This is a genomic window from Bacillota bacterium (assembly GCA_030019365.1).
Classification (GTDB): Bacteria; Bacillota; Sulfobacillia; order JACIYH01; family JACIYH01; genus JACIYH01.
Genome location: JASEFA010000005.1, coordinates 13,957 through 27,436, shown reverse-complemented (window position 1 = coordinate 27,436; position 13,480 = coordinate 13,957). Strand labels below are relative to the sequence as shown.

Here is a 13,480-nt window from a genome sequence, read left to right as displayed (position 1 = left end):
CTACGTCTTGAGGCGGGGGTCAAGGGCGTCACGCAGGCCGTCACCCACGAAGTTGAGCGCCAGAACTGTCACCATGATGGCGAGACCCGGGTAGGTCGTCAGCCAGGGAGCCCGCCGGATGTAGTACTGCCCGGTGCTCAACATGGCTCCCCATTCGGGAGTGGGGGGCTGAGCCCCCATACCCAGGAAGCTGAGACCCGAAGCCGATAGAATAGCTCCCCCGAGACCCAGAGTGGCCTGCACGATAATGGGCGCCCAGCTGTTCGGCAGCATGTGCCTCACGATGATGTAGAGGTCGCTGCACCCGGCCGACCGCGCCCCCTCCACGAACTCCTTCTCCCGCAAGGCCAGGAACTGCCCGCGCACGATGCGCGCATAACCCGTCCAGCCGATCACCCCCAGGGCTATCATGGCGTTGTAAAGACTCGGCCCCAGAACGGCCATGATGGCGATGGCCAGGACAAAAAAGGGAAACGCCAGGAGCAGGTCGACCGCCCGCATCACCAGCGTGTCCACCCATCCCCCGTAGTAACCCGCCAGCGCGCCCAGGATGATGCCCAGGGCAGCAGAGATCGATACCACCACCACGCCCACGGTCAGCGATATGCGGGCACCGTAAATCAGGCGGCTGGAGACGTCCATGCCGAATTCGTCCGTGCCCAGCATATGCCCGGGCGTACCCGGCGGCAAGAGGACGCTGCCCAGTTGCAGCTTCGTGGGATCGTGCGGTGCCAGCCAGGGTGCCAGAACAGCCACCAGGATTTCCAGGAACAGCACGGCAGCCCCGAACACCGCCACCCGGTTGCGGCCGTACCGCCTGGAGAACCGTTTCAAGCCGCCCATCCCGCTAGTGCATCCTTTCTGCCCGGATGCGGGGATCCAGGAACGTGTACGAGATGTCCACCAGCAGATTGACCAGGACGAACAGAGTGCACATGAGGAGCACGTTCCCCTGGATCATGGGGAAGTCCCTCCTCATAATGGAAGCAACTGCCTGTCTGCCCATTCCAGGCCAGCCGAATATGGTTTCCACGATCACTGCGCCCCCCAACAACCCCCCGAACTGCAGCCCCATGACGGTAACCACGGGAATGAGCGCATTCTTCAGGGCATGCTTGTAGATCACGCTCCGCTCGCCCAGGCCCTTGGCCCGGGCGGTGCGGATGTAGTCCTGCCGCACCACTTCCAGCATGCTCGACCTCGTCAGCCGGGTTATGAGGGCCGCCATCCCCAGCCCCAGGGTAACCGAGGGCAGGATCAGGTGCCGGAGGAAAGGGATCAACCCGTCTTTCAGTTGGGCCATACCCGCCGCGGGGAGTATCCCCAGGCGCAACGAAAACAACAGGATGAGCATCAGGCCCAGCCAGAAGCTCGGCATCGACACCCCCACGAGGGCCCCGCCCAGGGCCATGTGGTCGATCAGGGAGTATTGTCTGGTGGCCGAGATCACCCCCACCGGCACGGCCACCAGGGTCGAGACCAGCATGCTGGATAGAGCGAGCGTCAGGGTGGCGGGCATCCTCTGCACCATGGTCTCAAACACGTCCTGGCCCGTGAAAATAGACTTGCCCAGGTCGCCATGCAGTGCCCGCCACAAGAAGCGCCCGTACTGCACCGCCATGGGGTCGTTCAGCCCGAGTTCCTGCCTCAGCTTGGCAATCTCCTCCGTGCCCACCGTCTGCTCGGTCTGGCGTAACATGAGGGCAACGGGATCACCCGGGGCGAGATGGACCATGGAAAACACCAGGAACGAGATGGCGAGCAATAACGGGATCAGCAACAAGAAGCGACGACCAATGAACTGTGCCATGGCTTACCACCCGCAGCCTCCCGGGAGGTCGGCCCTCCCGGGAGGCAGGCTGTCAGGGACAGGCGTCAGGCCGGCTCACGCGCAGGCAAGCCCGCGCGTCAGTCTTTCTGAAGCCACGTGTTGTTCTTGACCGTGACGAACCCCCAGTCGGGCATGAAGTCCTGGACCTTGGTGGAGTGCGCACCGAACCACGCCTCGTGGTAGAGCGGGATATGCACGAAATCCTGCACCACGATGCGCTGGGCCTGCTTCCAGATCGCTTCCCGCTCAGCCCTGTCCACCGTCACTGCGCCGCGGTCGAGCAACTCGTCCACCTGGGGGTTGGAGTAGAATGATGCGTTTCCCGCCGACCCCTGGTTCCGGCTGTGGAACAGGAATATCATGCCGCTGGGGCCGCTGAATCCGCCCACGATATACATGTCCGTATTGCCGCTGTCCATGTCCGAAATGAGCGTCCCCCATTCCAGGAGCTGCACTTCGGCCTTGACCCCGATCGCCTTGAGCTGCTCGGACATGATCACGGCGAACTTGGAGCGATTGGGATCTTGAGAAGGCGCCTTGATGGTGAAGGTAAGCTTCTTTCCATCCTTCACCCACAGGCCGTCAGATCCCTGCTTCCAGCCGGCCTCTTTGAGCAGGGCCTTCGCTCCCTCGGGGTCGTACTTCCAGAGGTCCTTCAGCGAAGGATCGTGCCCGACGATGTTGGGCGGGACCGGCCCGTAAGCCCTTTCCGCCACGCCTTCGGGGAAAATGGCCTTGATGGCACTGTCCAGGTCAAGCGCCATCGCTATCGCTTTGCGCACCCGGACGTCCGTGAAGAGGGGGTTCTTGCAGTTGAAGGCAGCGTACCGGTACGCGCGCAACGGACCCGGGTAGGTGACGTACCTGCTGTCCGACTTGATGCGGGGGATCTCAGGCGAGGGCAGCAGCCGGTCCAGTCCCACGTCCCCCGACTCAAGCGACACCAGGAGGACGTTCTGGTCGGGGATGATCTTCACCGTGAGCTCGTCCAGGTACGGCTTCACGAAGTAGGCTTCGTTACGACGCAGCTTGACGTGGCTGTCGGGGACGAACTCCACGAACTTGAAGGGGCCACTGCCGATCGGATTCTTGGCGAAGCGGTCCTTGCCCAGCTTCTCGATGACCTGCTGGTTGACGATGAAGACCGAGGCCAGGTTGTCCAGGAAGAAAGCATCCGGTTGCTTGGTGGTGATCTTGACGGTGTACTTGTCCACCGCCTCAACCTTGTCCACCTGCTTCACCAGGGAAGCACGGGTAGACTTGGTTTCGGGGTTGAGCAGACGTTCGATAGTGTACTTCACGTCGTCGGCTGTCACCTCAGGGGCCTTCCCCTTCGGGAAGACCTCATTATCGTCCTGCCACTTGACCCCTTTCCGGAGATGGAAAACCCAGGTGACCGGGTCGGGGCTTTCCCACGACTCGGCAAGCTGGGGCATGATCTGGTACTTGTCGTCGTGCGCAATTAGGGAATCGAATACTAGCATAATCACGTCGATGCCGCCCTGCTCCGTGCAGTAGGCCGGGTCAAAGGTGGTGGGCCCGTATGGGTTTCCCACAATGAGGGTGCCGCCCTCCTTCCCGGTCTTCTGCGCCTGCGGCTCGCTCTGCCTGCACGCCCCGGCGGACCCGAGGAGTCCGAGCAAAACCACACCCACTACAATAAGCCGCAAGCCCTTCTTCAGTCTCATTGAAAAAACCTCCCCCCCCCAACAATTACAGCGAAGATTCGACGCCCAAACCGGTAATCCTGCTTCACGCGCCCTCTGCCACCCAGGAACAACGACCAGACTGATAGCCGCCAATCGGAACAGGCGGGCCATGGCGTTGGCCGTCGCAGAGGCAGTGGACGAGCCGGTAGAGGTGGTGGCGGGCCGGCTGGGACTGTCGGCCCGCTACCGGGACAGCCGGGAGGGCGCTCGCGAGGTGGTGCCCGACAAGGGGGTGGTGCCCGACAAGGGGGTGCCGCCCGCGCCCCAAACCCCTGCGGAGGAGGTAAGAAGCCAGGTACTCTAACCTAACCAGCCTGTTCACCGCCAGCACGAACTTGCCCGCTCCGCGCAGGGCCTCACGCGCAGGTGCATGGGCGGTTATCCGGCCAGGCTGCCAGCTGCCTTCACCCGGATGCGGGTCGCGTTCCCTGGCAGGTAGGCGAGCGGGACGTCGTCCACTTCCACGATTTCTACGGTGGCGGGATCGGCTCCCGCCCTCACCGCTTCATCCCTGGCCATCCGCCTGGCCTCTTCCAGAGCCTCTTCCCGTCCCATCCCGGCCAGCGAGAAAATGCGCTCGACCTGTCCGCTCACCTGGGCAATGGCAGCCCCGATGGCATTGGCCACCTCGAAGTGCTGGGGACGCACCACCTCCGACGCCCCCGCCAGGCGATCCGGGATGAGGATACTGCCTCCCCCCACGGCGACGACCGGCACGGTCTGGGGGCTTGTCTTCACGCGATCCAGGGCGTCCTCCATCATGCTCACCATGCGGGCGTGGGCCCCCTGCGCGGTCGTCCGGTCGAGCACGCTCAACCGGGACGGGTCACCCAGGTCAATCAGCCCCAGCTTCACCGCCACGTCGGTGGCGGTGAGGACGTCGCCCCCGAAAACCACCGCCTTCTCCTCCAGCAGGTAACCCACGCTGTCCGGTCCCACCGTAAGCCCGCCCCCCGACCGGCCCCCCGGCCCGGCTCCTGTCCCGGCCCCGAGACGCACGATGCTCCCTCCGCCCAGGCCTATGGAGATAAGGTCGGGCATACGGAAGTTGGTGCGCACCCCGCCGATCTCGACTGCCACCGACGACTCCCGCGGGAAGCGGTTGGCCAGCACTCCCACGTCGGTGGTGGTCCCTCCCACGTCCAGCACGACTGCGTCCCGCAGCCCGGACAGGAACGCTGCCCCCCGGATGCTGTTGGTGGGCCCGCAGGCCACGGTGAAGATCGGATACCGCACAGCATAATCCACCGCCATCAGGGTGCCGTCGTTCTGCCCGAAGTAGGTACGGGCTTCAATGCCCCTTTCCCTCAGGGCTTGCTCGAACGCGGCTGCCACCTGGCCGGCCACCCCGGACACGGCGCTGTTGAGCACGGTGGCGTTTTCCCGCTCGAGCAGGCCGATGCTGCCTATCTCATGGGATAGTGAGATATGCACCCCGCCCAATTCCTCGCGGGCTATCTCAGCCGCCCGCAGCTCGTGGGCGGAACTCACCGGTGAGAACACCGAGCAGATGGCCAGTGATCCCACCTTGCCCCTCACTTCCCGGCAGGCACGGGCTACCTCTTTCTCGTCCAGCGGGGCGATTTCGCGCCCGTCGTACTCGTGGCCTCCGCGCACCAGGTAGACGTACCGGCCACACACAGATGCCAGGTCCTCCGGCCACCCGGTAAGCGGTTGCACCGCCGCCGTCGCCGGCCGGCCGATGCGCACGATGGCAACCGGCGTGAGGCGCCTGCGCTCCACTATCGCGTTGGTGCAGTGGGTGGTCCCCAGCATGGCGTACGCGACCTGGCGGGGGTCAACCAGCCCCTGGCCCAGCACCTTTCCCAGAACCCGCACGATGCCCGAGGTTACGTCAGGGGTCGTGGGGCTCTTGGCCTTCGCCACCGGCCGGTCGACTTCGTCCAGCACCACGGCGTCGGTGTTGGTGCCCCCCACGTCGATGCCCAGTCGGTAAGTCACCCCCACTACCCCCTCTGCCCGGCCATCCTCTGTTCGATGGGGATGTAGTCCACGTCGTAACCGAAGTACCTGGGCCCCACCGTCTCCAGGCCCCGGGGAGTGCGCCACCTGGAATCGCACGGCATCCCCACCACCACGGCCCGATACCCATAGCGCAACCCCTCCGTCGTGATCGGCCGGGCCGTCTCGGCATCCAGCACAGTGATCAGGTCGGGGACGGTGGCCCGCACCTCACCGTCACGGAGGGCGATCAGGTTCTCGTTCTGGAAGTGGATGCGCATGCTCTGGCCCCTGAACTCGTCCAGGCCTTCCAGCACCGCCTCACCCCGGGCAAAACCACCCACCGTGCGCCGGGCGACATCCACCACCTTGCCCCGGAAGAGGAGGTATCCTGCGGTCAGCGCCAGCACAGCCTGCACCACATCGCCTTCCGGCACCTCGCCCGGGCCCGCCCGCCGCCCGGTGCTCGCCCCACCTGCGCATTCCTCCCCGGCCACTCCACCTGGCATGGTCGCGACGACCGGGGGGAGGTCGCGCCGGAGCGCGGCCGCCTGCGACCGCACCGACCCGGGGCGCCTGCCCCACAGCCGCAGCGTCTTGCCGATTTCCTCCGTCCGGGTGACGATGCCCCGGATCGCCCATTCCCTGGCCTGGGCACCGGTCAGCGGGTAGATGGCGATCATGGCAGAGCCGCCCATGACCACGGTGGCACTGCGGGCCAGGTGCTCCGTCCACAGGTTGGTCACCGTGGACAGGATGATCAGGTTGCCCTTCTCGTCGGTCATGGCCATGGGGGTGGCGGTGATCCCGCCCAGATGAAAGGTTACCATCTGCAGTTCGGGAAACGCCCGCCCCATGCCATCGGCGTCCACCAGGGGGATACCCAGGCGGGCGGCAGAGGCCACCGGAATCATGGAGTTGACCCCGCCTGCCTCGATGGGCATGGTGGCGTACACTTCCCTGCCCAGATACTGCTTCAGGGCGTGGTAGACACGGGGAAACTCGTCGCCGTTTGGGATTTTCTCCACGATGACCGTGGGTGCGCCCATCATGGCCAGGGGCATGATGATGGCATCATCCGGTACCTGCTCGAGGTCGATCAACTCCACGGGGCCGTATTCCCGCACGGCCTGGATGGCCATGAGCTTGCCGATGTGGGGGTCACCTCCGCCGCCCGTCCCCAGGACGGCGGCCCCGAGGGCTATATCTTCGATTTCCTGCACTCCCAGCTTCCGCATGCCCCAGCCCCCTCATTATCCGCAACGGGGTTCGCCCGCCCGCATACGGTGTGGCCCGGCCGCCTCGCCCTGGAGGGCACCTTCATCCAGAGCGCGCTGGCAACTCCGTCGCCAGCCTGTCCACCACCTGATTGAGGAAGGCCACGAACCCCTCCTCATCGGTCATCACCCCGTCCTTTTCGCGGGCGATGAAGTCGTGCAGTTCGTTCAGGAAAGGATCGCTCCAGCCCAGCTCGCTCATGATGTCGATCAGCCTTTCGGCGGCGTCCACCAGGCGAAAGGGCCCGTACAGCCGGGGCTCATCCACCAGGCCTGCGGCGCTGGAGGCCAGGTAGCACAGGTACCGGAAGAGCAGCCCCCGGGCTTTCTCCTCGTTGCCGGCCAACCCCATACGTTCACCCCCTGCTTGCCGGGGCGACCTGGGCCGTTCCTCCGAACCTCTCCCAGTGGACCACCTCATCGGGCGGTCGGCGCCGGGGTGCCGGAGGGACACGGGCGGGATACCCCAACGTCACCAGCAGTTCCGGCCTCACGTGTGGGGGCAATCCCAGCAGTCGGGCCACGGCAGTCTGGTTGAAAGATCTCACCACACAGGAACCCAGACCCATCCCCACGGCGGCCAGCATCATGTTCTGGCAGGCCATGGACAGGTCGCACAGGCTGAGCACTTCTGCTCCCAGCCGCCCCCCGCGCCTGCCGGCCCGGTCCAGATCGCTGCACGCGACCACCAGGGCGGGGGGAGGCGCGAACATGCCGGGCGAAAAAGCCTTGATGTCGCGGATCACGCGCTCCTCGGTCACCACCACGAACACCCAAGCCTGGGTGTTCCCTCCGCTGGGGGCCCATACCGCCGCCTCCAGGATGGAGCAAAGCTGCTCGCGGGTAACCGGGTCCGCCCTGTAGCTGCGCACGCTACGCCGTTGTCTGATGGCTTCGCGAACTTCCATCGCCTCCGCCCCCCTTCCTGCCGTTACCACCCTCCATCGCCTCCCCCGCCAGGAGGTGGCATCGGGCGAAATGCCCCGGCCTGACCTCGTGCATCTGGGGATCCTCCCGCACGCAGAGATCAACCCGGAGCGGGCAGCGGGGGTGGAACCCGCACCCGGGGGGCACGCGCACGGGGCTGGGGATTTCACCGGTGGACTGGATTTTCTTCGTCTTCACCGCTTCCTCCGCCTTGGAAACCACGGGTATAGAGGAGAGCAACATCTGAGTATACGGATGCACCGGGTTAGAGAACAGCTCCAGAACCGGAGCCGTCTCGCAGATCTTGCCCAGGTACATGATGGCCACCCGGGTGGCCACGTTCCTCATCACGCTGAGGTCGTGGGTGATGAAGAGGTACGCCAGGTGAAGGTCCTGTTGCAGCCTGATCAGCATGTTGACGATTTTCGCCTGGACGGAAACGTCCAGGGCAGAAGTGGGCTCATCCAGCACCAACAGGCTGGGGTTGGTCGCCAGCGCACGCGCAATGGCCACCATCTGCCTTTCCCCGCCCCCGACGGCCCCGGGATACTTATACATGAAGTCGGGCGGCAGTTCCACCAGGCGCAGCAGGTCGATGATCTTCTGCTGTCGATCTGCCTTGCTACCGATACCGTGCACCGCCAGGGGCAGGCCCAGTATCTGGGCGATGGTGCGGCTGGGGTTGAGGGACGTGCCCGGGTCCTGGAACACTATCTGGATGTCCTTCTTCACCGCCAGGGGGCGTCGCCACAGTCCCGCGGAAATGTCGCGGCCCTTGAACAGTACCTGGCCGGCGGTGGGCTGGTATATCCCCAGAACGGTGTAAGCTGTGGTGCTCTTGCCGGACCCGGACTCGCCCACCAGCGCCAGCACCTCACCTCGCCTCAACTCGAAGTTGACCCCGTCCACCGCCCTCACGTACACTCCCTTTTGCCCGGTAGGAAAGTACTTCTTGAGGTTGTGTACTTCCAGCAGGAGTTCCTCAGGCAACGCTTTCACCCCCGCCCCCGTACAGCCAGCACGCCACCTGGTGGCCCGGTCCGGCCGGGAAGAAATCGGGCTTCCGTTCCGAGCAGACGGCGTTCGCCCGCTCGCAACGAGGGGCGAAGCGACAGCCGCGGGGTGGGTCGGCGTAGTTGGGGATACGACCGGGAATGCCTTCGGCCATGCCACCCCCGGTCAGCTTGGGGATGGAACGCAGCAGGCCCAGGGTGTATGGGTGGAGGGGATTCTCAAACAAATCCTCCGTGGGAGCCACCTCGACCATACTGCCTGCGTACATCACGTTGACAACATCGGTCATCTCCCGTGCCACTCCCAGCGAGTGCGTTATCAGGATGAGAGACGTCCCCTTTTCCTCGACCAGCCTCTTCATGAGGCGCAGGACCTGGTCCTGGATGGTCACATCCAGGTTGGTGGTGGGCTCGTCGGCGATGAGCAGGGTGCGGGCCGTGGCCAGGGCCATGGCGATGCACACCCGCTGCCGCATCCCCCCGGAGAGCTGGAAGGGGTGGTTTTGCATGATCCGCTCCGGGTCGGGAAGAGCCGCCTCCTTGAGTGCGGCGATGGCGAGGTCCCTCCTCTCCCGGGCACCGCCCCCGGCGCGGGCGTACTTGATGACCTCCATTATCTGCTGGCCGACGGTGAATACCGGGTTCTGCGCCGCGGTGGGATCCTGGAATATCATGGCGATGCCCTGTCCGCGCAGCTCCTGAAGCTCGCGGCCCCGCATCTTGAGGACATCGGTACCGTTGAACAGTATGCGGCCGCGCGGGATGAGGGCGTTGCCGGGTAGTATCCTGAGTATCGCCTTCATGGTGGTGGTCTTGCCGCACCCCGTCTCGCCCACTATGCCCACCTTCTCGCCCGGGCGTACCGCCAGGCTCACGCCGTCCAGCACTTTGAGCACCCCACCGTACACCCGGTACCAGACGGCGAGGTCTCTGATCTCCACCAGAGCGTCAGCCCGCATCGTTATCCCTCCTCCCTGGCGAGCATGTCCCGCACGCCGTCCCCCAGGAGGTTGAAACCCAGTACCATCACCATGATGGCAATGGCGGGGAAGACCGAGTTCCACCAGAGGTGGGGAAGGTATTTGGCGCCGTCGGATACCATGGTCCCCAGCGCCGGCGTGGGTGGCTGCTCTCCCAGGCCCACGAAGCTGAGACCTGCCCCGACCAGGATCACCCAGCCCACGTCCAGGGCCATTTTCGTGAAGATGGGAGCCAGGCAGTTGGGGAGTATCTCCCGGAAAAGGATATGGCCTTTGCTTGCTCCCGTCACCTCAGCCGCCTGCACGTAAAACTCGTTGCGAACGGAAGAGGTCATGCCGTACACCAGGCGCGTGTACCAGGGCCACCAGGACACGGACACCGCCATCATGGAATTGAAAAGGGTGGGCCTCAGGACGGCGCAGATGGCCAGGGCCAGGATGAGGGCGGGCAGGGCCAGGAAAACATCGGTTACCCTCATGATGAAGGTGTCCAGCCAGGTCCCCTTGTAGTAGCCCGCCACCAGACCCAGAAAAGTCCCCAGGGGAACCACCGCCACCAGCACCCCCACGGCCATGATGAGCGCCCCGCGAAAGGCGAACAGGACCCGGCTCAGGATATCGCGGCCGAAGACATCGGTACCGAACCAGTGGGCCACCGACGGGGGCAGGTTGGCGTTACCGTAATCCACGAAGGCCCCCGCGTGTTGCGGGTAAGGGGCGACAACGGGCGCCAGCAGCGCCAGGAACACGACCAACAGCACCACCGCCAGCCCCACCACCGAGAGCCGGTTGCGGGAAAACCTGTACCACGCCCGTCCCACTCTTTCTCCCCAGCCCTGTGTCTTATGCACGCTGGTTCCCTCCCAGCAGCCGCACCCGCGGGTCGAGGTAAGCGACTATCAGATCCACGATGATGTTGATTCCCGTAAATATGACCCCCAGGATCATGATCACTCCGGTGATGGCATTGATGTCCTTGTTCAGCATGGCCCTGATGCCGTAGCCGGAGATCCCAGGGTAGTTGAAGACCAGCTCCACCAGGAAGGCGTTGGCAAAGAGAGCGGCAATGTCCAGGGCCATAATGGAAACGGTAGGTATCAGGGAGGGCTTGAGCAGGTACTTGAGCAGGATCACCCGCCAGGGAATACCGTACGCCACCTGGGCCAGAGCATAATCCTTACTCATGTTCTCCATCAAGCTGGAACGGGTGATGCGAGCAGCCTGGGCCATGCCGCCCAGAGCCAGGGCCACGCTCGGCAGTATGAGGTGCCGCAGGGCGTCCCAAAACGCCTCGTATTTGCCGAAGATGAGGCTGTCCAGGAGCAGAAACCCCGTGAGGACGGGAGGAGCCTCGACGCCCATTTCCAGTCGGCCGATGGCGGGCAGGATGGGCCAGAGGTAGCCGAAGATCAGCACGAAAACCACCGCCCACACGAAGGAGGGAGTTACGATCCCCAGGTAGGCCACCACCCGGGTGACATTGTCGAACCAGGAGTTGGGGTAGCTCGCCGACAGCAATCCCAGGGTGATCCCCCCCAGCGCCATGACCAGCGCGGAAAGCAGCACGATTTCGCAGGTGGCCGGGAGGAACTCCTTGATATCGTCCAGCACCGGCCGCCGGGTGAGCAGCGATTTGCCCAGGTCCCCCCGGAAAAGCCCCTTGATCCACAGGTAGTACTGGACCTCCAGGGGCTTGTCCAGGTTCATCTCTTTGCGGAGGTTGTCCACCGCCCACTCCGGCGCCCGGGGTCCCAGAGCCAGCCTGGCCGGATCCCCCGGCACCACCCGGGCTATCAGGAAAATCAGGACGGAAAGCCCCGCCAGGACGAGGAGAGAAAGGGCCAACCTGCGGACGACGAACCTACCGACGCTCACGGTCCAACCTCCCCCTCTTTGGCCAGGGCGGGCCCGCCCCCGCGAGCAGGCCCGCCGCCCGACTACCCGCCTGGCCCGGCCTCGATAGCCCGGGCTTCCCCCGCCCGGCTCCGCTCCGGCCGGACCAGTTCTGCCGACCCGTCACTTGGATGCCTTCAGCAGCTCCATCTTCTTCTCCGGATACACCCTGTAATCGTGGGCATACACTCCGTACCCCATGACCGGCAGGATGCTCTTGCCGGCCTTACCCGCCTCTCCGGCAGGCCAGTACACATAGGCCGCCTGGTAGGCCCGCTTCTCGAACTGGTCCAGCACCCAGATGGTGGGGCACAGTTCCACTATCATCTCCTGGATCTTCTGGTACACCTCGAACCGCTTTTGCTCGTCGGTCGTCCGCAGCGCCTGCTCGATGGCGGCGTCCACGTCCTTGTTCTGCAGCCACTCGCACTGCTCCCAGCTACCGCACGTGCTGGAATGGTAACGGGAGGTGAGAATGGACCCCGCCTCGGGATAGTGGGGAGCTACGTAGACTATGGACGCGTTGGGCGTCGTCTCCGGTGACTGCGCATCGGCAATCATGGCCCCGAAGGGTTTCTTGGTAACCTCCACCTTGATGCCCAGCTCCGCCGCGTTGGCCTGGAAGAGCAGCGCCAGCTTCTCCTCCAGGGGAACCTCGGCGCACCAGGACAGGGTTACGGGGTACTTGTCCAGCTGGCCGTAATACTTCGACTTCTTCAGCTCCTCCCTGGCCTTGTCCAGGTCGCGCTTGAACTGGTAGACGTTGGGGTTGTGGCCGGGCAGGTTGTGCGGCACCGGCCCCCGGGCCTGCTTGCAGCTGGGCCAGATCTTGGTGACCACCGTCTCGTAGTCCAGGCAGTATGCCAGGGCCCGGCGGAAGTGGATGTCATCCGTCGGGGGTTTCTTCGTATGCAGCATGATGTTGAGGTTGTTGCCGTTGAAGAATCCCGCCGTCTGCACACCCTCGATCTTCTCCAGCGCAGCCAGGTTCTCCTCGGGCTGAAACTCGTCGGTCAGCTCCGTCTCGCGACGCGCCATCAGGGTCCGTATGGTAACCGGATCGGGGCTGGCGAACTCCTTGAAGTACACGGGCGCGTCCTTGTCCCACCCGCCCCACCACTCGTTGAACTTCTCCGCCAGCAGATACTCCTCCATCTTCATTTCCTTGACCTTATAGGGTCCACTACCGGCATCGTGGGTGAGCAGCCACTCCTTCCCGTAGTCCCCCATGTCCCCGTACTGGCCGGGCTTCTTCAGGTGGTCGAGCACTTCTTTCTTGTTGAGGACGTAGAACCTCACCAGCGCCTTGATAAACGGGCCAAACGGCTCCTTGAGCGTGAACTCCACGGCGTACTTGTCTGGGGCCTTCACGTCCGAGACATTCTTGAACAGGTAGGCAAAGCCTTCTCCGATGGTGAGCAGCCGTTTCATGGAGAACTCGACGTCCTCGGCCGTGACCTCCTGACCGTTGTGGAACTTTACTCCCGGTCTGAGGTGGAAGCTGTACTTGAGGCCGTCCGGAGACACATCCCAGCTGGTGGCCAGATGCGCCCGCACGGAACCGTCCAGGTTGGGGAACACCAGCGTATCATACAGGTTGACCAGCGCGATGCTGTCGGAGAAATCGTTGCCCACCGCCGGGTCGATGTAGGTGGGCCAGTCCTCATCCATCCGCAGGATCCTGTCCTCGGGCTTGATCTCCGCGGGGGCCTGCGGCTTGGGCTCTGGTTTCCGGCAACCCGCCACCCCGGTTGCAAGCAAGGCCACCAGCGTGAGGAACACCAGCACCCTGATGCCAACTCTGCCTGTCATGAGTCGAACCCTCCTCTCCGTTTGCGAGTGTCAGGGCAAGTCTTGCTCTTGTACCGGCTTCTTCCCCCCTTCCCGC

13 protein-coding genes are annotated in these 13,480 nt (G+C 64.4%); 1 reads left to right on the top strand and 12 read right to left on the bottom strand.

The window, feature by feature from the left end; genetic code table 11:
- The 3 genes from QME70_08965 to QME70_08955 form a co-directional block, all read right to left on the bottom strand.
- Nucleotides 1-843, bottom strand: a complete 843-nt coding sequence (locus QME70_08965) for an ABC transporter permease (protein ID MDI6894719.1) — start codon at nt 841-843, stop codon at nt 1-3.
- Nucleotides 844-847: 4 nt separating this feature from the next.
- Nucleotides 848-1,810: an ABC transporter permease gene (locus QME70_08960; protein ID MDI6894718.1), complete on the bottom strand. Its 963-nt coding sequence runs from the start codon at nt 1,808-1,810 to the stop codon at nt 848-850.
- Nucleotides 1,811-1,908: 98 nt separating this feature from the next.
- Nucleotides 1,909-3,519 (bottom strand): ABC transporter substrate-binding protein, encoded by a 1,611-nt coding sequence (locus tag QME70_08955; GenBank protein MDI6894717.1) that lies wholly within the window; start codon nt 3,517-3,519, stop codon nt 1,909-1,911.
- Nucleotides 3,520-3,649: 130 nt separating this feature from the next.
- Here QME70_08955 and QME70_08950 point away from each other — a divergent pair, with 130 nt between their 5' ends.
- Complete coding sequence (locus QME70_08950; protein ID MDI6894716.1) at nt 3,650-3,844, top strand: hypothetical protein; 195 nt, start codon at nt 3,650-3,652, stop codon at nt 3,842-3,844.
- A 74-nt stretch (nt 3,845-3,918) separates the two neighbouring features.
- On the opposite strand, the gene QME70_08945 is transcribed toward QME70_08950, so the two are convergent.
- The 9 genes from QME70_08945 to QME70_08905 form a co-directional block, all read right to left on the bottom strand.
- The gene (locus tag QME70_08945) at nt 3,919-5,502 is read right to left on the bottom strand and encodes a hydantoinase/oxoprolinase family protein (GenBank protein MDI6894715.1); all 1,584 of its coding nucleotides are present in this window, start codon (nt 5,500-5,502) and stop codon (nt 3,919-3,921) included.
- Between the two features lie 5 nt (nt 5,503-5,507).
- Nucleotides 5,508-6,740, bottom strand: coding sequence for a DUF917 domain-containing protein (locus tag QME70_08940; protein ID MDI6894714.1), 1,233 nt, complete (start codon nt 6,738-6,740; stop codon nt 5,508-5,510).
- An 82-nt stretch (nt 6,741-6,822) separates the two neighbouring features.
- Nucleotides 6,823-7,131 carry a DUF6092 family protein gene (locus tag QME70_08935; protein MDI6894713.1) on the bottom strand — a complete coding sequence of 103 codons (309 nt, stop codon included), beginning with the start codon at nt 7,129-7,131 and terminating at the stop codon, nt 6,823-6,825.
- A gap of 4 nt (nt 7,132-7,135) precedes the next feature.
- Nucleotides 7,136-7,687: a nitroreductase family protein gene (locus QME70_08930; protein MDI6894712.1), complete on the bottom strand. Its 552-nt coding sequence runs from the start codon at nt 7,685-7,687 to the stop codon at nt 7,136-7,138.
- Nucleotides 7,653-8,696: an ABC transporter ATP-binding protein gene (locus tag QME70_08925; protein MDI6894711.1), complete on the bottom strand. Its 1,044-nt coding sequence runs from the start codon at nt 8,694-8,696 to the stop codon at nt 7,653-7,655. Before QME70_08925 ends, QME70_08930 begins: the two co-directional genes overlap by 35 nt.
- Complete coding sequence (locus QME70_08920) at nt 8,689-9,678, bottom strand: ABC transporter ATP-binding protein (protein ID MDI6894710.1); 990 nt, start codon at nt 9,676-9,678, stop codon at nt 8,689-8,691. Before QME70_08920 ends, QME70_08925 begins: the two co-directional genes overlap by 8 nt.
- 2 nt (nt 9,679-9,680) lie before the next feature.
- Complete coding sequence (locus QME70_08915) at nt 9,681-10,550, bottom strand: ABC transporter permease (protein ID MDI6894709.1); 870 nt, start codon at nt 10,548-10,550, stop codon at nt 9,681-9,683.
- Entirely contained in the window at nt 10,543-11,574 is a 1,032-nt protein-coding gene (locus QME70_08910) for an ABC transporter permease (GenBank protein ID MDI6894708.1), read from the bottom strand. Before QME70_08910 ends, QME70_08915 begins: the two co-directional genes overlap by 8 nt.
- Nucleotides 11,575-11,715: 141 nt before the next feature.
- A complete protein-coding gene (locus tag QME70_08905; GenBank protein MDI6894707.1) occupies nt 11,716-13,404 on the bottom strand; it encodes an ABC transporter substrate-binding protein in 1,689 nt (562 codons plus the stop codon).
- Between the last annotated feature and the right edge of the window lie 76 nt (nt 13,405-13,480).

What these genes read in the sequence shown, in the direction of transcription:
- QME70_08950 (MDI6894716.1), top strand. Translation starts at nt 3,650, where the DNA reads ATGGCGTTGGCCGTCGCAGAGGCAGTGGACGAGCCGGTAGAGGTGGTG.
- QME70_08930 (MDI6894712.1), bottom strand. Translation starts at nt 7,687, where the DNA reads ATGGAAGTTCGCGAAGCCATCAGACAACGGCGTAGCGTGCGCAGCTAC.
- QME70_08920 (MDI6894710.1), bottom strand. Translation starts at nt 9,678, where the DNA reads ATGCGGGCTGACGCTCTGGTGGAGATCAGAGACCTCGCCGTCTGGTAC.
- QME70_08965 (MDI6894719.1), bottom strand. Translation starts at nt 843, where the DNA reads ATGGGCGGCTTGAAACGGTTCTCCAGGCGGTACGGCCGCAACCGGGTG.
- QME70_08940 (MDI6894714.1), bottom strand. Translation starts at nt 6,740, where the DNA reads ATGCGGAAGCTGGGAGTGCAGGAAATCGAAGATATAGCCCTCGGGGCC.
- QME70_08905 (MDI6894707.1), bottom strand. Translation starts at nt 13,404, where the DNA reads ATGACAGGCAGAGTTGGCATCAGGGTGCTGGTGTTCCTCACGCTGGTG.
- QME70_08935 (MDI6894713.1), bottom strand. Translation starts at nt 7,131, where the DNA reads ATGGGGTTGGCCGGCAACGAGGAGAAAGCCCGGGGGCTGCTCTTCCGG.
- QME70_08955 (MDI6894717.1), bottom strand. Translation starts at nt 3,519, where the DNA reads ATGAGACTGAAGAAGGGCTTGCGGCTTATTGTAGTGGGTGTGGTTTTG.
- QME70_08960 (MDI6894718.1), bottom strand. Translation starts at nt 1,810, where the DNA reads ATGGCACAGTTCATTGGTCGTCGCTTCTTGTTGCTGATCCCGTTATTG.